The 26254-nt window shown below is 66.1% G+C and carries 26 protein-coding genes; 12 read left to right on the plus strand and 14 right to left on the minus strand.

Annotation, left to right across the window (positions count from 1 at the left end; all coding sequences use genetic code 11):
* Positions 1-110 precede the first annotated feature (110 nt).
* Positions 111-2381, plus strand: coding sequence for a patatin-like phospholipase family protein (locus EUV02_RS12940; protein ID WP_166430625.1), 2271 nt, complete (start codon positions 111-113; stop codon positions 2379-2381).
* Positions 2382-2900: 519 nt separating this feature from the next.
* Here EUV02_RS12940 and EUV02_RS12945 read toward each other — a convergent pair.
* From EUV02_RS12945 to rsmI, 5 genes are read right to left on the minus strand one after another with little or no spacing between them, the layout of a single operon-like run.
* Positions 2901-3227, minus strand: coding sequence for a hypothetical protein (locus EUV02_RS12945; protein ID WP_135246710.1), 327 nt, complete (start codon positions 3225-3227; stop codon positions 2901-2903).
* A gap of 33 nt (positions 3228-3260) precedes the next feature.
* Positions 3261-4211 carry a glutathione synthase gene (gene gshB, locus EUV02_RS12950; RefSeq protein WP_135246711.1) on the minus strand — a complete coding sequence of 317 codons (951 nt, stop codon included), beginning with the start codon at positions 4209-4211 and terminating at the stop codon, positions 3261-3263.
* A gap of 59 nt (positions 4212-4270) precedes the next feature.
* Positions 4271-5059, minus strand: a complete 789-nt coding sequence (locus EUV02_RS12955; protein ID WP_135246712.1) for a transglutaminase family protein — start codon at positions 5057-5059, stop codon at positions 4271-4273.
* A complete protein-coding gene (locus EUV02_RS12960) occupies positions 5056-5427 on the minus strand; it encodes a YraN family protein (RefSeq protein ID WP_135246713.1) in 372 nt (123 codons plus the stop codon). The genes EUV02_RS12955 and EUV02_RS12960 overlap by 4 nt, the downstream gene beginning before the upstream one ends.
* Positions 5414-6289, minus strand: coding sequence for a 16S rRNA (cytidine(1402)-2'-O)-methyltransferase (gene rsmI / locus EUV02_RS12965; protein WP_135246714.1), 876 nt, complete (start codon positions 6287-6289; stop codon positions 5414-5416). The genes EUV02_RS12960 and rsmI overlap by 14 nt, the downstream gene beginning before the upstream one ends.
* Between rsmI and EUV02_RS12970 the strand changes: the two genes are divergently transcribed.
* Complete coding sequence (locus EUV02_RS12970; RefSeq protein WP_243445904.1) at positions 6290-7603, plus strand: penicillin-binding protein activator; 1314 nt, start codon at positions 6290-6292, stop codon at positions 7601-7603. It begins immediately after the preceding gene.
* Positions 7604-7607: 4 nt separating this feature from the next.
* Here EUV02_RS12970 and hemW read toward each other — a convergent pair whose 3' ends face one another.
* The 3 genes from hemW to rph are packed head-to-tail and all read right to left on the minus strand — an operon-like array spanning position 7608 to position 10047.
* Positions 7608-8753 (minus strand): radical SAM family heme chaperone HemW, encoded by a 1146-nt coding sequence (gene hemW / locus EUV02_RS12975; RefSeq protein WP_135246715.1) that lies wholly within the window; start codon positions 8751-8753, stop codon positions 7608-7610.
* Positions 8741-9331, minus strand: a complete 591-nt coding sequence (rdgB, locus tag EUV02_RS12980; RefSeq protein WP_135246716.1) for an RdgB/HAM1 family non-canonical purine NTP pyrophosphatase — start codon at positions 9329-9331, stop codon at positions 8741-8743. The genes hemW and rdgB overlap by 13 nt, the downstream gene beginning before the upstream one ends.
* Complete coding sequence (gene rph, locus EUV02_RS12985) at positions 9331-10047, minus strand: ribonuclease PH (RefSeq protein WP_135246717.1); 717 nt, start codon at positions 10045-10047, stop codon at positions 9331-9333. Before rph ends, rdgB begins: the two co-directional genes overlap by 1 nt.
* 124 nt (positions 10048-10171) lie before the next feature.
* On the opposite strand from rph, the gene hrcA reads away from it, so the two are divergent.
* From hrcA to EUV02_RS13000, 3 genes are read left to right on the plus strand one after another with little or no spacing between them, the layout of a single operon-like run.
* Positions 10172-11221, plus strand: a complete 1050-nt coding sequence (hrcA, locus tag EUV02_RS12990) for a heat-inducible transcriptional repressor HrcA (protein WP_243445905.1) — start codon at positions 10172-10174, stop codon at positions 11219-11221.
* Positions 11218-11748 carry a nucleotide exchange factor GrpE gene (gene grpE / locus EUV02_RS12995; RefSeq protein ID WP_135246719.1) on the plus strand — a complete coding sequence of 177 codons (531 nt, stop codon included), beginning with the start codon at positions 11218-11220 and terminating at the stop codon, positions 11746-11748. The genes hrcA and grpE overlap by 4 nt, the downstream gene beginning before the upstream one ends.
* A gap of 5 nt (positions 11749-11753) precedes the next feature.
* Positions 11754-12056, plus strand: coding sequence for a putative quinol monooxygenase (locus EUV02_RS13000; protein ID WP_135246720.1), 303 nt, complete (start codon positions 11754-11756; stop codon positions 12054-12056).
* A gap of 154 nt (positions 12057-12210) precedes the next feature.
* Here the strand turns inward: EUV02_RS13000 and EUV02_RS13005 are convergent, their stop codons facing one another.
* Together EUV02_RS13005 and EUV02_RS13010 are read right to left on the minus strand one after the other, a co-directional pair.
* On the minus strand, positions 12211-12660 hold the full coding sequence (locus tag EUV02_RS13005; protein ID WP_243445906.1) for a vgr related protein: 450 nt from the start codon (positions 12658-12660) through the stop codon (positions 12211-12213).
* 8 nt (positions 12661-12668) lie between these two features.
* The gene (locus EUV02_RS13010) at positions 12669-13133 is read right to left on the minus strand and encodes a copper chaperone PCu(A)C (protein WP_135246722.1); all 465 of its coding nucleotides are present in this window, start codon (positions 13131-13133) and stop codon (positions 12669-12671) included.
* A 204-nt stretch (positions 13134-13337) separates the two neighbouring features.
* On the opposite strand from EUV02_RS13010, the gene dnaK reads away from it, so the two are divergent.
* The 4 genes from dnaK (at position 13338) to EUV02_RS13030 (ending at position 18107) form a co-directional block, all read left to right on the plus strand.
* Positions 13338-15233: a molecular chaperone DnaK gene (dnaK, locus tag EUV02_RS13015; protein WP_135246723.1), complete on the plus strand. Its 1896-nt coding sequence runs from the start codon at positions 13338-13340 to the stop codon at positions 15231-15233.
* A gap of 104 nt (positions 15234-15337) precedes the next feature.
* Positions 15338-16462 carry a molecular chaperone DnaJ gene (gene dnaJ / locus EUV02_RS13020; RefSeq protein ID WP_135246724.1) on the plus strand — a complete coding sequence of 375 codons (1125 nt, stop codon included), beginning with the start codon at positions 15338-15340 and terminating at the stop codon, positions 16460-16462.
* 54 nt (positions 16463-16516) lie between these two features.
* Complete coding sequence (locus tag EUV02_RS13025; protein WP_135246725.1) at positions 16517-16888, plus strand: hypothetical protein; 372 nt, start codon at positions 16517-16519, stop codon at positions 16886-16888.
* A 4-nt stretch (positions 16889-16892) separates the two neighbouring features.
* Positions 16893-18107 carry a CaiB/BaiF CoA transferase family protein gene (locus EUV02_RS13030; protein ID WP_135246726.1) on the plus strand — a complete coding sequence of 405 codons (1215 nt, stop codon included), beginning with the start codon at positions 16893-16895 and terminating at the stop codon, positions 18105-18107.
* 52 nt (positions 18108-18159) lie between these two features.
* On the opposite strand, the gene EUV02_RS13035 is transcribed toward EUV02_RS13030, so the two are convergent.
* The gene (locus tag EUV02_RS13035; RefSeq protein WP_135246727.1) at positions 18160-18618 is read right to left on the minus strand and encodes an META domain-containing protein; all 459 of its coding nucleotides are present in this window, start codon (positions 18616-18618) and stop codon (positions 18160-18162) included.
* 38 nt (positions 18619-18656) lie between these two features.
* A complete protein-coding gene (locus EUV02_RS13040) occupies positions 18657-19952 on the minus strand; it encodes an RsmB/NOP family class I SAM-dependent RNA methyltransferase (RefSeq protein ID WP_135246728.1) in 1296 nt (431 codons plus the stop codon).
* A 171-nt stretch (positions 19953-20123) separates the two neighbouring features.
* Between EUV02_RS13040 and EUV02_RS13045 the strand changes: the two genes are divergently transcribed.
* Positions 20124-21620 (plus strand): serine hydrolase domain-containing protein, encoded by a 1497-nt coding sequence (locus EUV02_RS13045; protein ID WP_135246729.1) that lies wholly within the window; start codon positions 20124-20126, stop codon positions 21618-21620.
* A 5-nt stretch (positions 21621-21625) separates the two neighbouring features.
* Here EUV02_RS13045 and htpX read toward each other — a convergent pair whose 3' ends face one another.
* Positions 21626-22540, minus strand: a complete 915-nt coding sequence (gene htpX, locus EUV02_RS13050; RefSeq protein ID WP_135246730.1) for a zinc metalloprotease HtpX — start codon at positions 22538-22540, stop codon at positions 21626-21628.
* A gap of 124 nt (positions 22541-22664) precedes the next feature.
* The gene (pgl, locus tag EUV02_RS13055; RefSeq protein ID WP_135246731.1) at positions 22665-23372 is read right to left on the minus strand and encodes a 6-phosphogluconolactonase; all 708 of its coding nucleotides are present in this window, start codon (positions 23370-23372) and stop codon (positions 22665-22667) included.
* A 178-nt stretch (positions 23373-23550) separates the two neighbouring features.
* On the opposite strand from pgl, the gene EUV02_RS13060 reads away from it, so the two are divergent.
* On the plus strand, positions 23551-25023 hold the full coding sequence (locus tag EUV02_RS13060; protein WP_135246732.1) for a flavin-containing monooxygenase: 1473 nt from the start codon (positions 23551-23553) through the stop codon (positions 25021-25023).
* A gap of 201 nt (positions 25024-25224) precedes the next feature.
* Positions 25225-26229 carry an aldo/keto reductase gene (locus EUV02_RS13065; protein WP_135246733.1) on the plus strand — a complete coding sequence of 335 codons (1005 nt, stop codon included), beginning with the start codon at positions 25225-25227 and terminating at the stop codon, positions 26227-26229.
* Positions 26230-26254 lie beyond the last annotated feature (25 nt).

Below are 26254 nucleotides of genomic sequence, written 5' to 3' on the forward strand. Positions count from 1 at the left end.
ACTGCACGCCAAATGCAGGGTTCGGGCTCAGGCGTTACATTGTTGGGGGAACCACGTCGATGATTGGGCAACGGGCATTTGCCGCTGCGTTTGGCGTCTTGGGGCGCGTCTTGACGATTCTTGGCGCGACAGTCGCCTTGCATGCGGCGCCGGCACTGGCCGATGCTGCGGCGACCGTTACACCGGGCACCAAGGCAGCAGTCACCCCGGCGGCAACAAGCCCGGCTGTACCGGCGAACATCCTCGCGCGCCCCGGCCGGCCGCGAATCGGTCTGGTACTTGGCGGCGGCGGCGCCAAGGGTTTCGCGCACATCGGCGTCATTTCGGAACTCGAACGCCTGCGAATCCCTGTCGACGTGGTGGCGGGCACCAGCATGGGTGCTGTGGTCGGCAGTCTCTATGCCGGCGGCCGCAATGCCAATGAACTCATCGATGTCGCGCACAGCATCAACTGGGTGACGCTGTTCGACGACTCGATTCCGCGTGACGAACTGTCGCTGCGCCGCAAGAACGACGAGCGCAACATCCTGCTGCCCTATCGGCTCGGCTTCAAGGACGGCAAACCGATCTTGCCGAAGGGCGTACTCGGCGGTCAGAAGCTCTATGCGACGTTGCAGTCGCTGCTGCTGCCTAACCGCGCCATCGACAATTTCGATCAGATGGCGATCCCCTACCGCGCTGTCGCGACCAATATCGTCGATGGCCATTCGGTGGTGCTCGGCAGCGGTGACATCTCGAGCGCGGTGTTCGCCAGCATGGCGGTGCCGGCGGGCTTTCCGCCTGTCGAACGCGATGGGTTGTTGCTGGTCGACGGCGGCATTTCGGACAATGTGCCTGTCGATGTTGCACGCGCCATGGGCGTCGATGTTGTCATCGTCGTCAACGTCGGCTCGCCGCCGATGCGCAAGGACCAGATTACCAACGCCATCAACGTCTTCGCGCAGATGCAGCTGCTGCTCGGCAACGACGCCGTGGCGCGCCAGCTTGCCTCGCTCAAGGGTCAGGACGTGCTCATCACCCCCGATATCGAAGGACTGTCGACAACGTCGTTCGACAAGGTCGATCTGGGCATTACCCGCGGTCAGGTGGCAGCACAGGCCATGGAGGCCAAACTTTCACAGCTGTCGCTGAGCGAAGCCGATTGGGCGGCGTATCAGGCGGCAAAAGCGCGCCGCGTCCAGAACAGCCCGATCACGGCGCGGACGGTCACCGTTGAAAACACTTCGGTGGTCCCGACCAAGCAGATCGAAACCATGATCACCACCAAGCCCGGCACGGTGATTGACGCTCAAATCATGAAGCAGGATGTCAATGACGTCTACAAACTCGCTGCGTTTGACCGGGTCTATTACACCCTGGGCGGCGGGCCGGGCACCGACCGCGACCTAATTGTCCGCGCCAAGGGCGACCCGACGCAGGACCGCTTCTTCCAGTTCGGTTTCCTGATGGGCTCGAGCCTCGGCAAAAGCTCGACTTTCCAGATTGCCGCAGCGTACACCGACCGCGACTTCATGGGCACTGGCGCCGAATGGCGCGGCTATGCCAATATCGGCACCAACGTTTCGGCAACTGTCGAACTCTACAAGCAGTTCGGCCAGTGGTTCGTCGAGCCGGCGGCCTATGCCTATCGGTTCAACTCGCAGCTCTACAATGCCGATGGCAGCGGCTCGCTCGGCGTGTTGCGCTACAAGCAAATGGGTGCGGTCATCAATGCGGGTTATATCTTCGGCAATTGGGGGCAAATCCGCGTCGGCGCGCAGCTCGGCGGCATCCAGCAGCTCAAGGGCAGCGTGCCTACCGGCCTGCCATCGGGCTGGAACGAGGATGTCCGGCTGACGCTCGGTTTCGAAGTCGATACGCTCGATTCGCTGATTTTCCCGAAATACGGCACGCAGTTCAATATTGACTTCACCGACTATGTTGACGCGCTCGGCGGGGATATTACCGGCCAGACGTACCAATTCTATGGCAACCAGCCGTTTACATTCGGCCGCACGACGGTGGTGCTGGGCGCGCGCTTTGGGGCGACGGACAACCTCAACTATGATTTCATGGGCCCGTTCAAACTCGGCGGGCTGTTCAACCTGTCGGGCTATCCCGTCAACTCGCTGGTCGGCCAGAACCAGGTACTGGGCCGTGCGGTGGTTTTCCACCGGATGGGCTATGACGCACCGATCATCAACCTGCCGATCTATGTCGGCGGCTCGCTCGAATTCGGCAACATCTACTCGACGCTTGACGATTTCTCGATCGGTTCGCTGCACACGGCGTTCAGCGGCTTCGTGGCGATCGATACGCCCATCGGCCCGGCGTATTTCGCCTATGGCCATGCCGGCGGCAACAACAACGCCATCTACCTGATCATCGGCCGGGTCTTCTAGGAATCGCCGTTAGCGCGATTTCTCTTGACATTGTGAACCGAATCGGTTAGTAGATTGGTCAAGGCGGCGAGGAATGGGAGTTCCTCGTCCAACCTGTCCGGGCTCACGATCGCCACTTGCGTTCCCGGGCGTGCCGTCTCACCGCCGCGCTTTTTAGCCCCGCGCTCTGTTGGATCGGGAACTTCAGCTCCAAGTGTTTCCAGAAGGACACTTTCTACCCTGTACGAAGCCTAGTGCTGACATACAGTACTGAAACAGTACTAGCGGCGTAAGAAACCGCCCGTCCTCCGCAACCCGGCTATCCCGATCAGCGTCACAAAGCCTGCCTCTTCCCGATGACCCAGCAACCCTCCCAAGGACGCCGTCATCGGGAAGAGGATTATCTCCACCGTGGCAGTGGGGGTCAGTACCAGAACGATGGACCGGGGCGGGAATATCCGCTGGCCGGAAATTCGTCGTGGCTGCACCCCAAAAAACCGGGTGCAGGGCCAAGACCCTGCCCGCCGGAGGCCCCTTCCACTAAGCCCCGCGCGCCGCCTTTTCTTCACGGCGCACGACTTCGCCGTTGATGCGGCGCATGGCGCCGGCCAGCACATCGGCTTTGCGCAGCGTGCCCGAATTGTCAAAGGCGGCCTGGGCACCGCGCGGCTCGGCCTTGCGGCGGGCTTCGCGGCGTTGCTGGTTGGCCATGGTCTGCGCGCGGTCGCGGCGGTCGCGGACCAGCTTGCGCAGTTCGGCGAGCTCGGCGTCGCTGAGCTTGCCGAGTGCGGGGTGGTGCGACTTGTCGAGCAGTTCGACCTCGTCGGCGCTGACCCGCTTGCGCTCGGTTTTGTGGCTGTAACCCATGACAAATCTCCCAAGTTTTAAGCTAGTTGATGGTTATTTCCGCAGCCGCGCCTCGATGGCGTCCCAGATCAGCGCTGGCGTGTCGGTGCCGTTGAAGCGGTCGATAGCGACGATGCCGGTCGGCGAGGTGACGTTGATTTCGGTGAGGTAGCCGCCGATGACATCGATGCCGACGAACACCAGCCCGCGCTTGCTGAGTTCGGGGCCGAGGCGGTCGCAGATGTGGCGTTCGCGCGGCGTCAGCTCGGTGGCGTGCGCCGAGCCGCCGGCGGCGAGGTTCGAGCGGATCTCGCCGGTCTTGGGCAGGCGGTTGATGGCGCCGGTGGCGACGCCGTCGATCAGCACGATGCGTTTGTCGCCGAGGCTGACGTCGGGGAGGAACTTCTGCACCATGAACGGCTCGCGCCAGACTTCGCCGAACAGTTCGACCAGCGCCGGCAGGTTGGCGTCGGCCTTGCTGATGTGGAACACCGCGCTACCGGCGTTGCCATAGAGCGGCTTGACGACGATTTCGCCGTGCGTGGCACGGAACGCCATCGCCTCGTCGAGCGTGCGGGTAATCAGCGTCGGCGGCATCAGGTCGCCGAAACCGAGCACGAACAGCTTTTCGGGGGCGTTGCGCACCGATGCCGGGTCGTTGACCACCAGTGTCTCGCCCTGCACGAGCTCAAGCAGGTGCGTCGCGGTGATATAGGCCATGTCGAACGGCGGGTCCTGGCGCATCAGCACGACATCGGTGTCGGCGCCGAGGTCGAGCGTCACTGCATCGCCGGTGAAGCGGTAATGGTCGCCCGCCACCGCCTGCACCGTCAGCGGCCGGGCGCGCGCCAGTACGCGGCCTTCGCGGTAGCTCAGGTCGGTCGACAGATAGTGCCACAGCTGATGGCCGCGCGCCTGCGCCTTGAGCATCATCGCGAACGACGAGTCGCCGCCGATCTTGACGGTCTCGATGGGGTCCATCTGGACCGCGACTCTCAGGCTCATGCAATCTTCTCCGCGATCAATGGCGCAGCGCTACACCAGCGCGCTGCTGCCGTCAGCCTTCATCTCGCGAGCCCGGCCAGCGTCGCGTCGATGCGGGTCTGGAGGTTCGCGTCGCGCGTGGTTTCGCGCATCGCCACCAGCGACTCGCGTGCAGCCGCATGGTCGCCCAGCCGCTGTTCAAGCTGCGCGCGCTCCCACCAGACGCTCGAGAAGTCGGGGGCGATCATCGTCATCCGCCGCGCCAGCACCAGCGCGCGGTCAAGGTCACCGGCGTTGTGCGCGCGCGCCGCCTGGTTGGTCAACAGCCGCACCAGCGCCGCGCGGTTGCTCAGCTGCACGCCCTCGCGCACCGGATCGCGCAGCTCCGACGCCGGGCGATTGATGATGCCGCCGTCCGAAAACGGATCGATGACCACGGTGTCGCCGCCGTCGCCGATGCGCACCACGACATGCCCGGGCAGCCCGACAATGTCGGCGGCACCGCCCAGTCGCCGCGCCAGCGCGACATACAGAATCGACAGCGTCACCGGCAGCCCGCGGCGGCGCTCGAACATCGCCAGGAAGTCGGCGTTGGCGGGATTGTCATAGTCCTCGCGGTCGCCGCGCAGCCCGCAGCGATAGGCTATGGTGTGCGCCAGCCGCTCGGCCTGCAGCCGCGACGAGCCGCCGAGGCCACCGAGCGCTTCGATACGTGCCGTCATCGCGTCGATTTCGGCGCGGGCGTCATCGATGTCGGCATCGGGGTGATCGGCCAGCCCGAGCAGCAGCGCTGCCTCGTCGAGCAGTATCTCGTCATCCTCGAGCAACCCGAGTTCGGCGATGTCAGCTTCGATGTCGTCGATCATCATGTTTCTCGCCACACCGCCTTGATATGGCGCGGCCAGCGCCCCGGCACAACCAGTACCGCATCGATACGGACATGGGCGGGGCGGGCGTGCAGCGCATATTGGCCGGCCAGCAGCTGTGCGGCACGGCCGACGCGCGCCAGCGCCTGCGGGTTCAGCGCCAGCAGTGCCGCATCGAAACCGGCACGCGCCTTGACCTCGACGAACACCAAGGTCCCGCCGCGCGCCGCGACAAGGTCGATTTCACCGACCGGTGTCGCAACGCGGCGATCGAGGATCGAATAGCCCTTGAGCCGCAACCACCACGCGGCCAGCGTTTCGGCGCGGCGGCCGCGCGTTTCGGCGCTGCGGCGGGCGCTAGTTGCCGGCATCGCGCAGCGCCAGCGCGCGGGCATAGACGCGGTTGCGCGGCAGTCCGAGCAGCTCGACGACCTCGGCGACCGCCGGCTTCATCGGCTGCACCGCCATCGCGCGAAGGAGCGCCGCATCGAGCGTCGCATCATCGACGGCGGCGGCCTCGCCCGGCGGGCCGACGACGATGACGACTTCGCCGCGCGGCGGGGTCTCGGCGTAGCGCGCCGCCAGGTTTTCTAGAGTGCCGTCAACGGTTTCCTCGAAGCGCTTGCTGATCTCGCGCGCCACCGCCGCCGGCCGGTTGCCGAGCAGCTTCGCCATTTCGGCGAGCGTCGCGCCGGTGCGCCCACCCGATTCGTAGAACACCAATGTCGCGCGCACCGCGCCGAGTTCGATGATGGCGGCGGCGCGCGCCCCGGCTTTGGCGGGCAGGAATCCTGCGAACAGGAAGCGGTCGGTCGGCAGTCCCGCCAGCGTCAGCGCCGCGACCGCCGCGCAAGGACCGGGGATGGTGACAATGGTGACGCCGGCAGCGCGGGCATCGCGCACCAGCTTGTAGCCCGGGTCCGAAATCAACGGCGTGCCGGCGTCGCTGACCAGCACGACGATCTCGTTCGCCATGCGTGCGATCAGCCGTGGCCGCACCGTATCGGCGTTATGGTCATGGTACGGCAGCATCGGCACCTTGGCGCCAATATGCGCGAGCAGCCGCGCGGTGACGCGGGTGTCTTCGGCGGCGATGACGTCGGCGCCGGCCAGCATCGCGGCGGCGCGCGGGCTCAAATCGCCGAGATTGCCGATAGGGGTGGCGACAATGTAGAGACCTGGGCCATATGCCACAGGCTCGGCATCTTCGTTGGTTGATTCGGGGAGATTCATATGGCCATCATGGCCCTGCGCGAGCGGTTCGGGCAAATGCCAAATGGCAAGCCGAATGCTAAGGCCGCGCTGCGCGTCGGCTCGATCCTGTTGATGACGGTGATCGCCGCCTGCACCACGCCCAAGGCCACCGTTGCGCCGCCGGCACCGCCGCCGGTCGTCGTCGCGCCGCCCAAGCCCGAAGTCGCGCCGCAGATCGAACAGAACAAGGTTGCCGTGTTGCTGCCGCTGACCGGCGCAAATGCCGCGGTCGGCCAGTCGATCGCCAACGCCGCGAACATGGCGCTGCTCGACGCCGGCGACAAGCGCATCAACCTGCGCGTCTATGACACCGCAAGCGGCGGTGCCGCGGCTGCCGCGACGCGCGCCGTCGCCGATGGCGCGCGGCTTTTCCTCGGGCCGCTGCTCGCCGCCGATGTGCGCGCCGTGCAAGGTATTGCGAGCGCGAACAACATCCCGATCATCAGCTATTCGAACGACGCCGCGCTCGCCGGCGACGGCGTCTATGTGATGGGCCTGCAACCGGCGCAGTCAGTATCGCGCGTCGTCGGCTATGCCGCAACGCACGGCGTGTCGCGCTTTGCCGCGCTGGTGCCCGACGGCACCTACGGCCAGCGCGCCACCACCGCCTTCCTGCGCGCCGTCGAGGCCAATGGCGGTCGCGTCGTGTCGATCAAGACCTTCACCCGCGACCCCGCCAAGATGATCGCCGCCGCGCGCGCCGTCACCGATTATGACGCCCGCGTCGCCAAGGCCGCAACGACCAGCGCGGTACGCCCCGACGGTACCATCGCGCCGGTCACCGACCGCATCGGGCCGGTGGCGTTCCAGGCGCTGCTGATCGCCGACTCGGGTTCGCTGGCGGCATCATTCGGCAAGCCGCTGGCGCAGTTCGGTGCCCCGGCCGGCACGATCACCATCCTCGGCACCGAGCTGTGGAACAACGAACCCGGCCTGAAGAACAGCCCGGCGCTGGCGGGTGCGCTGTTCGCTGCAGTGCCCGACGGCCGCTTCGACCAGCTGGCGACACGCTACCGCGCCAAGTTCGGCGGCACGCCGTCGCGACTGGCGAGTTTCGGCTACGATTCGGTGCTGCTGGTCAACACGCTCGCCGACAAATGGCCGCTGAACACGCCGTTCCCGCGCGCCGCGCTGACGACACCCGACGGCTTCACGGGCATCGACGGCATCTTCCGCTTCGGCCCGTCGGGCGTTGCCGAGCGCAGCTTCGAAGTCCAGCAGATCGGGCCGGGACGCATCACCACGGTGTCATCGGCGCCCAAGACGCTGCGCGCCGCACCGCCGACAAACTGAGTGCCTAGCGGTGCAGCGCCGCCAGCACGGCGTTGACGACAGGCCTGCCCTGCGGCGTCAGTTGCAGCCGGTCGGTGCGTGCCTCGATCATGCCCTGCGCCACCAGCCGGTCGCGCGCCGCGGTATCTATCGTCGCCTCCAGCGTCCGTCCGGTGCGCGCGGCGAAGTGCGCCGCATCGATACCGTGGGCCAGTCGTAGCCCCATCAGTAACGCCTCGGTGGCGCGCGTCTCGGCATCAAGCGGTGCTTCGACATTCAATCCCGACCCCGTCGCGGCGAGCGCTGAAATCCAGTTTTCGGGCTTCTTGTGGCGCTCGGTCGCGGTGGCCAATCGGCGGCCGTGCGCGCCAGGACCGACGCCGATATAATCGTCGTAGCGCCAATAGGCGAGGTTGTGGCGGCTCGCCGCGCCCGGGCGCGCGTGGTTCGACACTTCATAGGCGGGGAGCCCGGCAGCCGCAGTCATCGCCTGCGTCAGCTCGAACAGGTCGGCGCTGGTGTCGGCATCGGGCAGCACGAGCTTGCCGTCGGCATGCAGCCGCGCGAACGCCGTCGAAGGCTCGATGGTCAGTTGATACAGCGACAGATGCTCGGTGCCGAAGCCCAGCGCGCGGGCGAGTTCGGCCTCCCATGCTGCGCGCGTCTGCCCGGGACGGTCATAGATCAGGTCGAAGCTGACGCGGCCGAAGTGCGCCTGCGCGATGTCGAGCGCCGCCAGCCCCTCGCGCACCGAATGGGCGCGGCCCAGCTGTTTCAACGCCGCATCATCGAGCGCCTGCAGCCCCAGCGACACGCGCCCGAAGCCGGCCCTGGCATAGCCGGCAAAGCGCGCGGCCTCGACGCTATTGGGGTTGGCCTCGAGCGTGATCTCGCAATCCGCGTCGAGCGACCAGTGCCGCGCCACCGCGTCGATCACCGCACCCGTCGTCGCCGGGTCCATCAGCGACGGGGTGCCGCCGCCGAAGAAGATGCTGGTGACGCGCCGCCCCGGCAACAGCGCCGCCTCGAACGCCAGATCGGCGAGCAGCGCATCGCGCCAGCCGGCCTCGTCAATCGTTGCGCGGACGTGGCTGTTGAAGTCGCAATAGGGGCATTTCGAAACGCAGAACGGCCAATGGATATAGACCGCCAGCGGCTCTAGGTCAGGCATGCGGCGACCAGTTGGGCAAACGCCCGGGCGCGGTGGTTGTCGGCTTCCTTGTCGGCGCGCGGCATCTCGCCGTAGGTGCGCGATTGGCCGTCCATCAGGAACATCGGGTCATAGCCGAAGCCGTTCGTCCCGCGTGGTGGCCACACCAGCCGGCCATCGACGCGACCTTCGAAGCTCTGCGTATGGCCGTCGGGCCAGGCGATGCACAACGCGCAGATGAAGTGCGCGGTATCGACGCCCGCGCCCATTTCGTCATGGACGCGCTGCATCGCGACACTGAAGTCCTTGCCCGGTCCCGCCCAGCGCGCCGAATAGATCCCCGGCGCGCCGCCCAGTGCATCAACGCACAGACCCGAATCGTCGGCGAGCGCCGGCAGGCCGCTGGCGCTTGCCGCCGCGAGTGCCTTTAGCTCGGCGTTGGCGATGAACGTCAGCCCGGTCTCGTCGGGCTCGGGCAAGCCGAGCTCGCCCGCCGACACCATCTCCATGCCGTACGGCCCGAGCAGCTCGGCGATTTCGACGACCTTGCCGGGATTGTGCGTCGCCAGCACGAGGCGGCCGGGCGGCAGCGTGCGCATCAGCGGCCTGTTGCGACCCGCTGCGCGGCAAAGATGTCGTTGCAGCCGATACGCGCCAGCCGCAGCAGGCGCAGCAGCGCTTCCTCGTCATACGGCGCACCTTCGGCAGTCGCCTGGACTTCGACGAGGCCGCCGGTCGAGGTCATGACGAAATTGGCGTCGGTGCCGGCGTCCGAGTCCTCGACATAGTCGAGGTCGAGCACGGCATTGCCGTTGTGGATGCCGCAGCTGACCGCGGCGACCTGCGCCAGCAACGGATCAACGCTAAGGTTGTTCTTTGCCATGATGCCGTCGATCGCCATGCGCAGCGCCACCCAGGCGCCCGAAATCGACGCGGTGCGGGTGCCGCCATCGGCCTGGATGACATCGCAATCGAGCGTGATCTGGCGTTCACCGAGCAGCTTCATGTCGGTGACGGCGCGCAGGCTACGGCCGATCAGCCGCTGGATTTCCTGCGTGCGGCCCGACTGCTTGCCCTTGGCTGCTTCGCGGCTACCCCGGGTATGAGTCGCGCGCGGCAGCATGCCGTATTCAGCCGTCACCCAGCCCGACCCCTTGCCGCGCAACCACGGGGGCAGCCGTTCTTCAACGCTGGCAGTGACCAGCACATGCGTGTTGCCGAACTTGACGAGGCACGACCCTTCGGCGTGCAGCGCAAAGCCGGGGATCATCTCGATGCTGCGCATCGCATCGGGGGCGCGGCCGGAGGGGCGCATGGGCGGGTTCCTTGGGATATCGGGCATCGGAAAACGGGTTGCTGGGCTGCCAGTAGCGCGTTGGCAGCGCGCTGTCATCTGCGCGGGCGATGACAACACGCATCCGCCGCCCTACATTGGCGCCGTGAACCAGTCACCGTCCATCCCCGAACTCACCGAGCGCGCGCGCGAAGTGTTTCGCCAGATTGTCGATTCGTATCTTGCCAGCGGTGCGCCGGTGGGGTCGCGTACGCTGTCGAAGCTCGGCGCGCTCGGGCTGTCGCCGGCATCGATTCGCAATGTCATGCAGGACCTCGAGGAGCTCGGGCTGCTCGCTGCGCCGCATGTGTCGGCGGGGCGCCAGCCGACCGAGCTCGGGCTGCGACTGTTTGTTGACGGCATGATGCAGGCGGCCGCGCCGTCGGAGGCCGAACGCGCCGCGATCGAGCAACCCATCCAGGCCGGCACGCCGATGACCGATTTGCTGACTCGCACGACTGCGGTGCTGTCGGGGCTGAGCGCCTGCGCCGGGCTGGTGCTGGTGCCCAAGGCCGAACCGGTGCTGCGGCAGATCAACTTCGTCGCCTTGGCGCCGCGCAAGGCGCTCGCGATTCTGGTCGGCGCTGATGGCTCGGTCGAAAACCGCGTGCTCGACTTGCCCGCCGATTTGCCGGCGACGGTGCTGATCGAGGCGGCGAACTACATCAACGCCCGGCTTTCGGGGCTGACGCTGAGCGCGGCAGCGGCACAACTGGCGCGCGAGATTGCCGACGACCGCGCCGCGATCGATGCGCTGACAGCGACTTTGGTCGAGGCCGGGCTGGCGTCATGGTCGGCCGACGGCGCAGCGCGGCCGGTGCTGATCGTGCGCGGCCAGGCGCATCTGCTCGATGACCGTGCCACCGACCTCGAGCGCGTGCGTTTGCTGCTCGATGATATCGAGGGCAAACAGGATCTCGTGCAGGTGCTCGAACTCGCGCAGAACGCCGCGGCGATGAAAATCTTCATTGGCGCCGAGAACAAGCTGTTCGCGCTTTCGGGTTCGAGCGTTATAGCCGCGCCGTATCGTGTCGGCGGCAGCGACTCGCAAGTGGTCGGCGTCATCGGCGTCATCGGCCCGACGCGGTTGAACTATGCCCGCATCGTTCCCATGGTGGATTACACCGCGAAAACATTGAGTAGGTTGATTGCATGAGTGACGAGATTTTGCCCGACAACGAGACCGGCGCGAGCGAGGCCGAGACCGGGCCGCCGAGCTTTGAAGATGCGTTGATTGCCGCGACCGAAGAGATCGCATCACTCAAGGACCGCCTGCTGCGCGCTGCTGCGGAAACCGAAAACGTCCGCCGCCGGCTCGAGCGCGAAAAGACCGACGCCTCGACCTATGCGGTGACGGGGTTTGCGCGCGACCTGCTCGGCGTCGCCGACAATCTGCGCCGGGCCGTCGCGGCGCTGCCCGCCGACGGCTTCGACAATGTCCGCACCGGTATCGAAGCGACCGAGCGCGAGCTGCTCGCCGTGCTGGCGCGCAACGGCATCAGCAAGATCGAAACCGCCGGGCAGCCGCTCGATCCGCACAAGCACCAGGCGATGATCGAAGTTGAAAGCGACGAACACACGCCGGGCCACATCGTCAGCGAGTTGCAGACCGGCTATCTGATCAAGGACCGCCTGCTGCGCCCGTCGCTGGTCAGCGTCGCCAAGGCCAAGGCGGAGAGCTAGACGCCATGATCATCATCATCGCCCGCGCCGAAGTCGATCCGGAAGCGCTCGAAATCGTCGAGGCGGCGATGGCGAAGATGATGCGCGCGACGTGGGAAGAACCCGGCTGCATTTCATACTCGATGGCCGTAGAGGACCGCGAACGCGGCATCATCAGCGTGGTCGAGCGCTGGGAAGACGAGGCGGCGATCAAACGTCATTTCGCGATGCCGCACATGGCGATCTTTAACGCCGCAGTGGCAGGGCACGGTCGCAGTATGGATGCGAAGATGTACGACGCCGCGAACGAGCGTGCGCTGCCGGCCTGAAGTCAAGCGCCTCCGGCAGGGCAGGCCGCAGGCCTGCACCAATAGTTTGGTGGTGCTGCTCGCTCTGGCGCTGGCTGGCATAGCCCCGACAAAAAACTAATGGTGCAGGCCTGCGGCCTGCCCGCCGGAGGCCCTGTCCTTTAGTCCTCTTGAGCTATGCCCAGTTGCCAAACGGAATCAGCCCCGCGACCGCCGAATTGGGGTCGCCGGATTCGCGCCGGCGGTAGGCGTCCTCAACAATGCATGCCTGCTGCTCGATGCCGTAGCGTCCGAACGGCTTGCCGGGCACGAGGCGGTAGCTGTAGCGCGCCAGCGGATAGCGACGCAGCCACAGCCGGATGCCGCACTGGCGCTGCCAGACATGCACCATTTCATGGACGAATAGCGCGCGGGCGTGCAGCGGCGCGGCGCTGAAGTCGTCGCTCCAGGCATGGCCGTCGGGGTGAAACCAGATGTGGCCGTCGGGCGCCATCACCACCCACACCGGCTGCAGCAGCCAGAACTTGGCGCGGCGCAAGGTCACCGCGCGCGTATCGAGCGCGTCGCCGAACACCGAAGCGGCCAGCGCCACTTCGCCGGGCGTCAGCGGCCGCGCGTCAGTCACGGCTGTGCTCAGTGTGCGTGGCCCGTCGTGTCGCCGGTCGGCGCCGGATCACCTGCGGCGATGGTCGTGGCGTTGACGAGGATGGTGCCGGCCTTTTCGAAGCGCAGCGCCAGCGGCAGCGGGCTGCCCAGCTTGGCGGCGGGCATCAGCGTATAGAGCATCGCGTGGTTGCCGCCGGGTGTGAAGCTGACATTGCCGCGCGCCGGAATGTCGATGCCCGCCAGCGGGGTCATCTTCATCACGCCGCCCGCCATGGTCATGCTGTGCATTTCGGTGCGCGTCGCCAGTGGCGAGCTGACTTCGACCAGCCGGTCGGCGGTGCCCATGCCCATGACGGTGAAATACGCAGCCGCCGGGCGGCCGGCGACGGCGGGCAGGCGTACCCAGGCGTCGTGGACCATCGGCGCCGCGGCTTGCACGGGCGCGGCGAAAACGGCGGCGGCGATAGCGAGGCAAGCGAACGGATGGCGCATGGTCGGCTCCTGAATTGCTGTTTTGCCGCGCTTAGCGTTGCGGGCGCGACGTGTCCATCTGGCGGTGTTGCGCGATTCTCGCGGGCTGGTGCTTGTAGCGCATTTTGACGCTTCCTATATGCCCTCGCGTAACCGGGCATGGCGCTGCTTTTTGAAGGGCGCGATGTGGGTTTTCATATTGATATCGCTTGAATGAGGATGAACATGGCTAAAGTTATCGGGATTGATTTGGGCACCACCAACAGCTGCGTTTCCGTGATGGAAGGCAGCCAGCCGAAGGTGATCGAGAACGCCGAAGGCGCGCGCACGACGCCGTCGCAGGTGGCATTTACCAAGGACGGCGAGCGTCTGGTCGGCCAGCCGGCCAAGCGCCAGGCGGTGACCAACCCCGAGAACACGATTTTCGCGGTCAAGCGCCTGATCGGCCGCAGCTTCACCGATCCGATGACGCAGAAGGACAAGGACCTTGTCCCCTACAAGATCGTCAAGGGTCCGAATGGTGACGCCTGGGTCCAGGCTGGTGGCGAAGACTATTCGCCGTCGCAGATTTCGGCGTTCATCCTGCAGAAGATGAAGGAAACCGCCGAAGCCTATCTCGGCGAAACCGTGACGCAGGCGGTCATCACCGTCCCCGCATACTTCAACGACGCGCAGCGTCAGGCGACGAAGGACGCCGGCAAGATTGCCGGTCTCGAAGTCCTGCGCATCATCAACGAGCCGACCGCAGCCGCGCTCGCCTATGGTCTCGACAAGGTCGGCGCCAAGACCATCGCGGTTTATGACCTTGGTGGCGGCACCTTCGACGTTTCGGTGCTCGAACTGGGTGACGGGGTGTTCGAAGTGAAGTCGACTTCGGGCGACACTTTCCTCGGCGGTGAAGACTTTGACGCCAAGGTCGTCGAATTCCTCGCGGAAGATTTCAAGAAGACCGAAGGCATCGACCTGCGCAAGGACAAGCTCGCGCTGCAGCGCCTGAAGGAAGCGGCCGAAAAGGCCAAGATCGAACTGTCGTCGTCGGCCTCGACTGAAGTCAATCTGCCGTTCATCACGGCGGACGCCAACGGCCCGAAGCACCTCGTCAAGACGGTCACCCGCACCGATCTCGAGAAGCTGGTGCTCGACCTCATCGAACGCACTCGCAAGCCGTGCCTCGATGCGATCAGCGAAGCCGGCGTCAAGAAGGAAGAGATCGACGAAGTCATTCTCGTCGGCGGCATGACGCGCATGCCGCGCGTCCGCGAGTTCGTGAAGTCGCTGTTCGGCAAGGAACCCAACACGTCGGTCAACCCCGATGAAGTCGTGGCGATGGGCGCTGCCATTCAGGCCGGCGTGCTGCAGGGTGACGTCAAGGACGTGCTGCTGCTCGACGTGACGCCGTTGTCACTTGGCATCGAAACGCTGGGCGGCGTGTTCACCCGGATGATCGACCGCAACACGACGATCCCGACCAAGAAGTCGCAGACCTACTCGACCGCCGACGACAACCAGTCGGCCGTGACGATCCGCGTCTTCCAGGGCGAGCGCGAAATGGCCGCCGACAACAAGCTGCTCGGCCAGTTCGACCTCGTCGGCATTCCGCCGGCGCCGCGCGGCATGCCGCAGATCGAAGTGACGTTCGACATCGATGCCAACGGTCTCGTCGCGGTCAACGCCAAGGACAAGGGCACCGGCAAGGAACAGCAGATCCGCATCCAGCCTTCGGGTGGTCTCAGCCAGGCTGACATCGACCAGATGGTCAAGGATGCCGAAAAGTTTGCCGAAGACGACAAGAAGCGTCGTGCGGTGGCCGAAGCGCGCAACCAGGCCGACAGCCTTGTCCACTCGACCGAGCGCCAGCTCAGCGAGCACGGCGACAAGGTGACCCCCGAGGTCAAGGCCGAGATCGAAGCAGCGATTGCTGACCTGAAGGGTGTGCTCGACGGCGGTGACGCCGATGCGCTGACCGCCAAGACGACGGCACTGGGCACCGTGGCGATGAAGCTGGGTGAAGCGGTCTATGCCGCCGAACAGGCCGCCGCCGCATCGCCCGAGCCGGAAGCGCCCAAGGACGATAACGTCGTTGACGCGGAATTCTCCGAAGTCGAAGACGAAAAGAAGTAAGGCCAAAGAATGCCTCCGGTGGGCAGGGAATGGACCCTGCACCCAATTGACGGGTGCAGGGCTCAGCTCTGCCGGTCGGAGGCGCTTCTTTCAGGGGCGGCTGTATGAGTATCGATATCGACTATTACGACTTGCTCGAAGCGACGCGCGACGCCGACGGCACTGTGCTCAAGGCGAACTATCGCCGGCTGGCGATGCAGTTCCATCCCGACAAGAATCCCGGCGATGCGGCCGCTGAAGCGCGCTTCAAGGCGATCAGCGAAGCCTATGACGTGCTCAAGGACCCGCAGAAGCGCGCCGCCTATGACCAGTACGGCAAGGCGGCGTTCCAGCAGGGTGGCGGTGGCGGCGGCCAGGGCTTCGAGGGCTTCTCCGACATTTTCGAGAATATCTTCGGCGAGTTCATGGGCCGTGGTCGTAACCGCGGCCCGCAGCGCGGCGCCGACCTGCGCTACGATCTTGAAATGACATTGGAAGAGGCGTTCGAGGGCAAGGATGCCGCGCTGACCATCGACGTCTCGGTGACCTGCGAGCCGTGCACCGGCAGCGGCGCCAAGCCCGGCACCAGCGCCAAGCCGTGCGGCACCTGCAACGGCCAGGGCCGCGTCCACATGCGGCAAGGGCTGTTCATGGTCGAACGCGCCTGCCCGACCTGCCGCGGTGCCGGCCGCATCATCAGCGACCCGTGCGACGACTGCCACGGTGCCGGCCGCGTCGAGCGCGAAAAGTCGCTGTCGGTGAAGATTCCCGCCGGCGTCGACGAAGGCACGCGCATCCGGCTGGCCAATGAGGGCGAGGCCGGCGAGCGCGGTGCGCCCCCGGGCGACCTGTATATTTTCGTGCACCTGAAATCACACCGGCTGTTCAAGCGCGAGGGCACGACGCTGTTCGCGCAGGCGCCGGTGTCGATTACCACAGTGGCATTGGGCGGTGAGATCGAAGTGCCGTGCCTCGACAAGGCCGGCGCGACGATCAAGGTCCCCGCCGGCACGCAGACCGGCAAGCAGTTCCGCGTCCGCGGGCGCGGCATGCCGGTGCTCAACGGCCACGGCTTCGGTGATCTGGTCATCCAGGTCGATGTCGAAACGCCGGTCAAGCTGACGGCGCGGCAGCGCGAGTTGCTCGAGGAGTTCCAGGCGCTCGAAGGCAAGGAGGGTGGCAAGAACACCCCCAACTCGACGGGCTTCTTCTCCAAGCTCAAGGATGCCTGGAACGAACTGACCGATTGACGCAGCGCGTCGCGGCACTGGCCGCGCGTGGCCTCGCGCACTAGGATGGCCGACATGGCGACCACTGCCCCTTCGCGCCGTCGTTCGACGTTGCGCCGTTTGCTCGCGGCAGCCGCCGTGCTGGCACTGGCGTGGTGGGTGTGGCAGGCGCGCAAGCCCGTGCAACTTGACCAGCCGCAGGCGCAGGCCCGTGCCGAGCAGATGCTCGGGGCGTATATGGCGCGCAGCGGCGAGCCGCCGGCGCATTTCGCCGCGATGGCGGGCATCGAATACCCCGAAGGCTGGGAATTCAGCTGGTCCTATACGCCGTGCCCCGAAGTCGCGCGGCTGAGCATCTTCATCCGGCGCAGCGGCAGCGGCCATTACGGCGAACTGCCCGATTGCCACCCGACGCGCGGCTTCGGTGCCGCGCCGCAAGCGGTTTGAGGGCATGACCGCACCCCGGGCGCTGCCGCTCGCCGGCATCCGCATCATCAGCGCCGAAGCCTATGGCGCCGGGCCGTACGGCACGCTGTTCCTCGCGCAGCTCGGCGCCGACGTCATCAAGATCGAACCACCGCAGCGCCACGGCAAAGGCGGCGGCGACACCGCACGCGCCGTCGGCCCGCACTGGCTGCGCGACGGCGAGAGCCTGTATTTCCAGACGTTCAACCTCAACAAGCGCTCGCTGACGCTCGACCTCGCCACCCCCGACGGCCAGGCCGTGCTGCACCGGCTGGTGCTGAAAAGCGACGCGGTGGCGAACAATCTGCGCGGCGACATCCCCGCTAAACTCGGGCTGACCTATGACGCGCTCGCCGGCGTCAATCCGGCGATAGTCTGCGCGCATATCTCGGCATACGGCCGCGATAACGCCCGTGCCGCGTGGCCGGGCTATGACTATCTGATGCAGGCCGAAGCCGGCTTTTGCGCGCTGACCGGCGAACCCGACGGCCCGCCGGTGCGCTTCGGGCTATCGATGGTCGACTATATGACCGGCACGATGATGGCGGTCGGCCTGCTCGCGGCGCTGCTCGATGCGCAGCGGACGGGCAAGGGCAGCGATGTCGATGTCGACCTGTTCTCGGCCGCCGTCCACCAGACCAGCTACCCGGCGCTGTGGTACATGAACGAAGCCGACGTCACCCCGCGCGCGCCGCGCGGCGCCCACCCGACCGCAACGCCAAGCCAGATGTTCCGCACCGCCGATGGCTGGATGTTCGTCATGGCGCAACTGCCGAAGTTCTGGGAAATCCTGGTGCAGCGCATCGGCCACCCCGAACTCGCGCACGATTCGCGTTTCCTGACACCCGCCGACCGTCGCGCTAACCGCGAAACGCTGACGCAGCTGCTCGACACGCTGTTCGAAACGCAGCCTACGGCGCATTGGTGCGCGCGCCTCGAAGGCCATGTGCCCGTCGCACCGGTCAATGAACTGCCGCAGGCGCTCGACAACCCCTGGCTCGACACCATCGCCATGAAGCAGACCGTCGCACACCCCGACCGCGCCGACCTGCAAGTCCTCGCCAGCCCGATCAGGATCGACGGTGATCGGCTGCCGGGACGCGCCGCGCCATTGCTCGGCGCCGACAGCGACGCCATCCTCGGCGAGCTGGGCTATGATGCCGACGAGATTGCGCGGTTGCGCGCCGACGGCACAGTTTAGGAAGGGCCTCCGGCGGGCAGGCCTGAGGCCTGCCCGCCGGAGGCTCTTCAAATCATGATGCCGCGCGGCGCAGCTTAACCCATTTGCCGTCGGCGGTCGAAATCTTGGCGGTACCGTCGGCATCCCAACTTAGCTTCGACGCGGCGTTGAGCACAGCGTGGAACTTCGATTCGAACGCCGAACTGTCGGGCTCGCACGCCATCATCGTGCTCGCCAGCGGGCCGATTTTGATGGTGCTGCCCTTCTGTGACCAGCCGCCGCTAAAGCGGTTGCAGCCGCCGTTGCCGAAGACCTTGCTGGTGCCATGATCGCCGGGTTCGAAGGTGATTTCGGCGGTGACATTGGCAGGCACAGTGCTGCCGTCATCGAAGCTGACGACCTTCCACGGTCCGCCTTCGAGCGAATGGTGGACGGCGGGTGCAGCGGCGGCGGTCTTGTGGTCGGTTGCGCAGCCCGAAAGCGAGGTCAGCGCGATGCCGGCAATAAGCAGCAGCTTCAAATTGGTCTTCATCTAAGGTCTCCCAACCTTGGCAATGGAACGCGCTGAATCTAGGCCGCTTTGACCAGCCGCGCCACGAAAAACCCGTCGATGCCGCCGGCGTCTTCAAGGTCGCCGGGCAGCGTGCGCAGCCAGCCGCCGGGGTTTGGCGTCAGCCCGGCGGGCAGTTCGGCGGCGGTGATCGTATCGATGGTCATGTCGCTGCGCCGCGCCAGCAGCGCCGCGAGCTGTTTTTCGCCCTCTTCTGGTTCGAGGCTGCAGGTGCTGAACACCAGCGAGCCGCCCGGCGCCAGCCAGTCGCAGGCGCGGTCGAGCAACTGCGCCTGGATGGCGAGCAGCGGCTTCAAATCGCGGCTGCCCTTAAGGTGCAGCACATCGGGATGGCGGCGGAATACGCCCGACGCCGAACACGGCGCGTCGAGCAGGATGGCGCCGAACGGGTGTTCAGGGCGCCACGCCAGCGCATCTGCGCCGACGATTTCGGCGGTCAGCCCCATGCGTTCGAGGTTCTCGCTGACGCGTTCAAGCCGTGAATCCGACGTGTCGAGCGCCATGACCTTTGCGCCGCTCGCCGCCAGTTGCAGCGTCTTGCCGCCCGGTGCGGCGCAGAGGTCGAGCACCCGGTCACCGGCGCTGTAGCGCAACAGCCGCGCCGGTAGGCTGGCGCCGAGGTCCTGCACCCACCAGGCGCCTTCCTCGAATCCCGGCAGCTCGGCGAGCGCGCCCTTGCGCACCAGCCGGACATGACCGGGCGCGAGGCTTTTGCCGCCGAGCGTTTCGGCCCAGTGCGCGGTCTGCGCAGCGTCTTTCAGTGTCAGATCGGTCGCCGGCTCGGTGCCGAGTGCGCGCGCGGCGGCGGCGACCACTGTGTCGCCCCAGGCCTTTTGCCAGCGCAGGCCGTAGCCCGCGGGCAGGGTCGGTGCGTCGGGCAGCCGCGCATCCTCGCGCAGCAGCCGCGACAGCACCGCGTGTGTCAACCGGCGCGGCCCGCCTTCGGTGAGTTCGAGCGTCGTCGCCACCACCGCATGCGGCGGCGTGCCGAGCAGCAGATGCCCGGCCAGCCCGATGCGCAGCGCCATCCTTGCGCGCGCATCGTCGGGAAGCGCGCGCTCGGTCGCCGAATCGATCAGCACGTCGAGATCAACGAGCCAGCGCAGCACGCCCGACGCAAGGTTGCGTGCCAGCGCCCGGTCGTCGGGCCGGTCGATGCCGTTGAGCGCGCCCGCCAGCGCGACGTCGAGCGGGCGGCCTTGTTGCAAGACGCTGGTCAGCAACCGCAGGGCGCCGCGCCGCGCGGCAAGGCCGGGCACTTCGGCGTTCCAGTCGCGTTTGGGTGCGCGGCTCATGCGGTGGCCGCGTGGGTCAGGAAATGGGGTGTCAGTGTCATGGCTGCCAGCCTTTGGCACAAAGCGGCGGCGTTGCAACCCCTGTGCCGGCGGCGCTGCGGCGGATATTCATGCTTGCCGCCCGCGCCAAACGCGCGAACAATACCGCAAGGTGGCGGACAGGGGGCGCAGATGTTCAAACGACTCAAGGTGGTTGCGCTGTTGTGTGCGTGGGTTGGGCTCGCGCCGCCGGTGCTTGCCGCGCCCGATGCCGCCACACTCAAAAGCGTCGATACGATGATCGAGCAATGGCGGCTCGATTCGCATGTGCCAGGGCTGGTCTATGGCATTGTCGTCGATGGCAAGCTTGTCGCGGTCAAGGGCCTGGGCGTGCAGGACGTGGTGGCGGCCCGCCCTGTCACCGCCGACAGCCGCTTCCGCATCGCCTCGATGAGCAAGGCGTTTACCGCGCTCGCCATCCTCAAACTACGCGATGCCGGCAAGCTGTCGCTCGATGCGCCCGCCGAAGCATATGTGCCCGAAATGCGCGGCTGGACCTATCCGACAGCCGACAGCCGCAAGATCCGCGTCCGCGACCTGCTCAACCACGTCGCCGGCTTCGTCACCGACGACCCGTGGGGCGACCGTCACCAGCCGATGTCGGAGGCTGAGTTCACCGCGATGCTCAAGGCCGGCGTGCCGTTCGCGCGCGACCCCGGCATCGCGATGGAGTATTCGAACTTTGGCTTTGCGACGCTCGGGCGCATCGTCAGCAACGTCTCGGGCCAGCGCTATCAGGATTATATCCGTGAGCAATTCATGCTGCCGCTCGGCATGACGTCGACGGGCTATGACATCGCCAAGTCACCCGAAGCGCTGCGTGCCATCGGCTACCGCTGGCAGGACAATGGCTGGCTGCGCGAGCCCGATATGGCCGACGGCGTGTTCGGCGCGATGGGCGGCGTCGAAACCAGCGCAAACGACTATGCGCGCTGGGTGGCGTTCCTGTTGTCGGGTTGGCCGCCGCGCGATTCCGCCGATACCGGCCCGGTCAAGCGCGCCACGCTGCGTGAAATCGTCGAGGGCTCGAACTTCCCGCGCGGGGCCATGCGCACGGCGTCGGCCGGTGCGCCGTGCCGGCAGGCGATGACCTATGCGATGGGCTGGTATGTCGTCGAAGACTGCGACATCGGCCGCTACCTGACGCACGGCGGCGGCTACCCCGGCTATGGCTCGCGCGTCATGCTGCTGCCCGACCGCGGCGTCGGCATCTTCGTGCTGACCAACCGCACCTATTCGGGGCCGTCGGTGCCAACGCTCAAGGCGGCGTTGGCGCTGGTTGCAAGTGGTGACTTCCCCGAACGCGCCGTGCCGGTCAGCACCGCTGTCGCAAAAGGCTATGACATCGCGCGCAGCATCTGGGCGGCGGGTTCGGTTAGCGACGCCAAGCCCGGGCTGGCGATGAACTTCCTGATGGACAGCGATGAAGCCCATTGGGCCAGCGACTTGGCGCGCATGATAGCGCAAGTTGGTGCGTGCCCGGCGACCGAAGCCCCTAGTCCACGCAGCGCGATGGCAGCGAACTTCACCTGGACGTGCGAACATGGCCGCATTGCTGGCAGCCTTCTGTTGGCGCCGACTCCCGAGGTGGCGTTGCAGGATCTAGAGTTCGAGGTGCTGACGCCTTGAGGCGCTCAGCCCCACGGGTTGCGTGACGGCGCGTGCGGATCGAGAGCCGAGCGGCGTTCGGTGGTGGGGGCAGGGAGCACGCCCATTTCCGCCGCTATCGCCTCGAGTGCGGCGATGCGGTTGCCGGTGTCGGGGTGCGTCGAAAACAGATTGTCCATTCGGCTGCCGAGATGCGGCGGCACGATGTACAGCGACGCCATCGCGGGGTCGCGCGCCGCGACCGGGTTGATGTGACGCGCGGTGCCGTTCGCCAGCTTGGCGAGCGCGCTGGCGAGCGCCAGCGGCTGCCCCGACAGATCGGCAGCAGCGCGGTCGGCGGCATATTCGCGGGTGCGTGAGATCGCCATCTGGACGATTGCCGCCGCCATCGGCGCCAGAATGACCATCGCCAACATCGCCAGCGGGTTGGGGCGATCCGAGCCGCGCCCGCCGAATAGCATGCCGAAGTTGGCGAACATCGAAATGGCACCGGCCACCGTCGCGGTGACAGTCATGATCAGCGTGTCGCGGTTCTTCACATGGCCGAGCTCGTGCGCCATGACCGCTGCGATTTCGTCGCGGTTGAGGATGGCGAGCATGCCGGTGGTCGCGGCGACTGCGGCGTTTTCGGGGTTGCGGCCGGTGGCGAAGGCGTTGGGCGCATCCTGCTGGACAATATAGACTTTGGGCATCGGCAGGCCGGCACGCTCGCTCAGGTCCTTGACGATGCCATAGTATTCGGGCGCGCTATCGGCATCGACTTCGTGCGCATCGTGCATGCGCAGCACCATCTTGTCCGAATTCCAATAGGCATAGAAGTTCATGCCGCCGGCGATGACCAGCGCGATCAGCGCCCCGGCTTTGCCGGCGAACATCGCGCCCAGCGCCATGAACAGCGCGGTCAGCGCGGCGAGCAGCATGAAGGTCTTGGTCATATTCATGGTGCGCTAGGTTGCCACAGCGCGCCGCGATTTCAAGAGTCCAGACCTGCGACAGGTTGAAGCGCAGACCCCAGACACCCTAAATCCGGGTGCAGGGACAAGTCCCTGCCCGCCGGAGGCCCTTCTATTCAGCACTCCAGTGAATATCGATCGCCTGTTCCGAATCCGCCAGCACGCGGCCCACCGGCAACGTCGACTTGGCACCGTCCTTGATCGCCATTTCGAACATCGTGCGCTTGTCCTGGCCCGATAGCGCGAACGTCAGCGTGCGTGCCGACAGAATTGCCGCGCGGGTCAGCGTGATGCGCGCGACGGGGGCTTCGGCCGGCAGCGGGTCGGGCATGACACCGATGACGCGGCATTTGTCGGGCGCGTTGATAGCGGCATCGAGGTCGGGGCCAGCGAAGATCGATGCCGTGTGGCCATCGGCGCCGACGCCGAGCCAGACGAGATCGAGCGGCCAGCGCAGTGCCTCTAGGCGCACATCGGCGTCGTGGCCGGCCTTTTTGTAATCCTTGGCGGCATCGGTCGCGAGCGGGATGACGCGCGCGCCGAGCGGCAGGAAGGTGCGCGCGATGGTGCCGACGTTGCTCAGCGGGCTGGTCGGCGCGACGAGGCGGTCATCGGTGGGGATGATGGTAACGCGCTTCCAGTTGAGCTTGGCCGCCGCAAGCCGTTCGAACACCGGGCCCGGCGTCTTGCCGCCGGGGAAGGCGACGATGGCTTCGCCGCGGGCATCGAGCGCGCTGTCGATGATGAACTCGACATCGGACGCGACCGCATCGGCCATTTCGTCGGCATCGTCATAGTCCCACCATTCGGCTTCGATCATCTTGAACTCCGTACGTCACATTGGCGGCTGCGCTTGCGGTGCCGCGCCCGGCTTGTCAACGTTATACATCGGCGGGGTGCGGCGGCATTTCCACGGCCAAACTAGCGCAGTGCGCCGATTCCCGATATGCCCGAATAATTGAATGCCGCTCAAATTGAAGGCGGACGGGGAAACGAAGATGGCAAACGAACATTTCGACGTGCTGGTTGTCGGCGCCGGCATCTCCGGCATCGGCGCCGGGCATTATTTGCAGGAACGCTGCCCCGACAAAAGCTATGCCATTCTCGAACGCCGCGCCGCGCTCGGTGGCACCTGGGACCTGTTCCGTTACCCCGGCATCCGTTCCGATTCGGACATGTACACGCTGGGCTATGCGTTCCGGCCGTGGACCGGCGCCAAGTCGATCGCCGACGGCCCGGCGATCCTCGACTATCTGCAGGCGACCGCGCGCGACGAGGGCATCGACCGCAAGATCCGCTACAACCACCGGGTGCTCGCCGCCAACTGGTCGACGCCGGACGCGCAATGGACGGTCGATCTCGATGTCGGTGGAGAACGCCGGCAGCTGACCACCGGCTTCCTGTTCATGTGCAGCGGCTATTACAATTACGACGCCGGCTACATGCCCGAATTTCCGGGCATCGACAGCTATAAGGGCGAAGTCGTCCACCCGCAGAAGTGGACGGCCGACATCGTCCATGCCGGCAAGCGCGTCATCGTCATCGGCAGCGGCGCCACCGCGGTGACGCTGGTCCCCGAAATGGCCAAGACCGCCGCGCATGTGACGATGCTGCAGCGTTCCCCCAGCTATGTCGTGTCGCGCCCGGGCGAGGACAGCATCGGGCTGTCGTTGCGCAAATACCTGCCGTCGATGCTGGCGTACCAGTTGACGCGATGGAAGAACGTTCTGCTCGGCATGTACTTCTTCCGGCTGATGCGCAAGTATCCGACGCAGGCCAAGGCGCGGCTGGTCGGCATGGTGCGCGACGAGCTCGGCCCCGACTATGACGTCGAAAAGCACTTCAGCCCGCGCTATAACCCCTGGGACCAGCGCGTCTGCGCGGTGCCCAACGCCGACATGTTTGAAGCCATCCGCAACGGCTCGGCATCGGTCGAAACCGACATCATCGACACCTTCAACGCCACCGGCATCCGGCTCAAATCGGGCAAGCAGCTCGACGCCGACATGATCGTCACCGCGACCGGCCTCGACATGCAGCTGATGGGTGGCGCGAAACTGAGCGTCGACGGCGTGCCGGTCGAAATCAGCAAGGCGCTGACCTACAAGGGCATGATGTTCAGCGACATCCCCAATCTGGCGCTGTCGACGGGCTATACCAACGCATCCTGGACGCTCAAGACCGACCTGACCTGCGCCTATGTCTGCCGCCTGCTGCAGCACATGGACGCGACGGGCACGCGCCAGTGCACGCCGCGCATCACCGATGCCGATGTCGCGCCGGCACCGTTCATCGATTTCAGCTCGGGCTATATCGAGCGCGCCGCCGCGCACCTGCCCAAGCAGGGCAACAAGGCGCCGTGGAAGCTGCACCAGAATTACGCGCTCGACATTTTGACGCTGCGCTTCGGCAAGGTCGATGACGGGACGATGGAGTTCAGCAATCCCGTGCGCGTGAAGGTCGCGGCGTGATGGTGGTTTCAAGGGCCTCCGGCGGGCAGGCGTGACGCCTGTACCCGATTGAATATCGCTTGTCATTCTCGCGTAGACGCGAGTCCCCCTTTCGCACCGTCGGATGCATTTCCGCCTTCGCGGGAATGACAAAGGTCTTATAACTGGGTGCAGGGGCTAGCCCCTGCCCGCCGGAGGCTCTTCAATCTTCGAGGTAATTCAATGACCAAACGCAAACTCGGCCCCTTTGAAATCGAACCCGTCGGCCTCGGCTGCATGTCGCTGAGCCATACGTACGGGCCGCCGCCAAGCGACGAAGACGGCGCCAAGCTGCTCAACCGCGCGCTCGATCTAGGCTATGATTTCTTTGACACCGCGTCGATTTACGGTGTCGGTCATAACGAGACGCTGATCGGCCAGGCGCTCAAGGGCCGGCGCGACGAGTTCGTGCTGGCGTCGAAATGCGGGCTGCGCGTCGGCAATGACGAGGCGCGCGCGACGCGGATTCTCGACGGCTCGCCTGCGGGGATCGCCGAGGTGCTCGATCTCAGCCTGACGCGGCTGGGGGTTGATCATATCGACCTGTATTATCTGCATCGGCTCGACCCGAAGACGCCGATCGAAGAGTCGGTTGGGGCGCTGGCGGACGCGGTCAAGGCGGGCAAGATCCGCAGCATCGGCCTGTCGGAGGTGTCGGCGGCGACGTTGCGGCGCGCCGCGGCAGTGCATCCGATTGCTGCGGTGCAGACCGAATATTCGCTGTGGACGCGCAATCCGGAGATTGCCGTGCTCGACGCCTGCCGCGAACTGGGCACGACGTTCGTGGCGTTTTCGCCGGTGGCGCGCGGCTTTCTGGCTGACGGCGTCGGCGATGCCAGTGCCCTGACGAAGGGCGATTTTCGCCGCCACATGCCGCGCTTCAACCCCCCACATCTGGAGGCCAATCTCAAGCTGCTCGCGGCGTTCAAGGCCATTGCCACCGAACTCGGCGTCACGCCGGGGCAACTGTCGCTGGCGTGGCTACTGAACCGCGACGATCGGCTGGTGACCATCCCCGGCACCGGGTCGATTCCGCACCTCGAGGAGAATTTCGGCGCGCGCGACATCGTGCTGGCGCCCGAGGTGATGGCGCGGCTCGATGCGCTGATCAACCGCCACACTGTTTCTGGGCCGCGCTATGCACCGGCGATGCAGGCATCGATCGATACCGAAGATTTCGCCGACTGACTTCAGCCGGAACAGGGGAACGCTA

This window comes from Glacieibacterium arshaanense, assembly GCF_004681125.1.
Classification (GTDB): Bacteria; Pseudomonadota; Alphaproteobacteria; order Sphingomonadales; family Sphingomonadaceae; genus Polymorphobacter_A; species Polymorphobacter_A arshaanense.

What these genes read in the sequence shown, in the direction of transcription:
- EUV02_RS12945 (WP_135246710.1), bottom strand. Translation starts at nt 3,227, where the DNA reads ATGGGTTACAGCCACAAAACCGAGCGCAAGCGGGTCAGCGCCGACGAG.
- gshB (WP_135246711.1), bottom strand. Translation starts at nt 4,211, where the DNA reads ATGAGCCTGAGAGTCGCGGTCCAGATGGACCCCATCGAGACCGTCAAG.
- EUV02_RS12955 (WP_135246712.1), bottom strand. Translation starts at nt 5,059, where the DNA reads ATGATGATCGACGACATCGAAGCTGACATCGCCGAACTCGGGTTGCTC.
- EUV02_RS12960 (WP_135246713.1), bottom strand. Translation starts at nt 5,427, where the DNA reads ATGCCGGCAACTAGCGCCCGCCGCAGCGCCGAAACGCGCGGCCGCCGC.
- rsmI (WP_135246714.1), bottom strand. Translation starts at nt 6,289, where the DNA reads ATGAATCTCCCCGAATCAACCAACGAAGATGCCGAGCCTGTGGCATAT.
- EUV02_RS12970 (WP_243445904.1), top strand. Translation starts at nt 6,290, where the DNA reads ATGGCCATCATGGCCCTGCGCGAGCGGTTCGGGCAAATGCCAAATGGC.
- hemW (WP_135246715.1), bottom strand. Translation starts at nt 8,753, where the DNA reads ATGCCTGACCTAGAGCCGCTGGCGGTCTATATCCATTGGCCGTTCTGC.
- rdgB (WP_135246716.1), bottom strand. Translation starts at nt 9,331, where the DNA reads ATGCGCACGCTGCCGCCCGGCCGCCTCGTGCTGGCGACGCACAATCCC.
- rph (WP_135246717.1), bottom strand. Translation starts at nt 10,047, where the DNA reads ATGCGCCCCTCCGGCCGCGCCCCCGATGCGATGCGCAGCATCGAGATG.
- grpE (WP_135246719.1), top strand. Translation starts at nt 11,218, where the DNA reads ATGAGTGACGAGATTTTGCCCGACAACGAGACCGGCGCGAGCGAGGCC.
- EUV02_RS13000 (WP_135246720.1), top strand. Translation starts at nt 11,754, where the DNA reads ATGATCATCATCATCGCCCGCGCCGAAGTCGATCCGGAAGCGCTCGAA.
- EUV02_RS13010 (WP_135246722.1), bottom strand. Translation starts at nt 13,133, where the DNA reads ATGCGCCATCCGTTCGCTTGCCTCGCTATCGCCGCCGCCGTTTTCGCC.
- dnaK (WP_135246723.1), top strand. Translation starts at nt 13,338, where the DNA reads ATGGCTAAAGTTATCGGGATTGATTTGGGCACCACCAACAGCTGCGTT.
- dnaJ (WP_135246724.1), top strand. Translation starts at nt 15,338, where the DNA reads ATGAGTATCGATATCGACTATTACGACTTGCTCGAAGCGACGCGCGAC.
- EUV02_RS13025 (WP_135246725.1), top strand. Translation starts at nt 16,517, where the DNA reads ATGGCGACCACTGCCCCTTCGCGCCGTCGTTCGACGTTGCGCCGTTTG.
- EUV02_RS13030 (WP_135246726.1), top strand. Translation starts at nt 16,893, where the DNA reads ATGACCGCACCCCGGGCGCTGCCGCTCGCCGGCATCCGCATCATCAGC.
- EUV02_RS13035 (WP_135246727.1), bottom strand. Translation starts at nt 18,618, where the DNA reads ATGAAGACCAATTTGAAGCTGCTGCTTATTGCCGGCATCGCGCTGACC.
- EUV02_RS13040 (WP_135246728.1), bottom strand. Translation starts at nt 19,952, where the DNA reads ATGAGCCGCGCACCCAAACGCGACTGGAACGCCGAAGTGCCCGGCCTT.
- EUV02_RS13045 (WP_135246729.1), top strand. Translation starts at nt 20,124, where the DNA reads ATGTTCAAACGACTCAAGGTGGTTGCGCTGTTGTGTGCGTGGGTTGGG.
- htpX (WP_135246730.1), bottom strand. Translation starts at nt 22,540, where the DNA reads ATGAATATGACCAAGACCTTCATGCTGCTCGCCGCGCTGACCGCGCTG.
- pgl (WP_135246731.1), bottom strand. Translation starts at nt 23,372, where the DNA reads ATGATCGAAGCCGAATGGTGGGACTATGACGATGCCGACGAAATGGCC.
- EUV02_RS13060 (WP_135246732.1), top strand. Translation starts at nt 23,551, where the DNA reads ATGGCAAACGAACATTTCGACGTGCTGGTTGTCGGCGCCGGCATCTCC.
- EUV02_RS13065 (WP_135246733.1), top strand. Translation starts at nt 25,225, where the DNA reads ATGACCAAACGCAAACTCGGCCCCTTTGAAATCGAACCCGTCGGCCTC.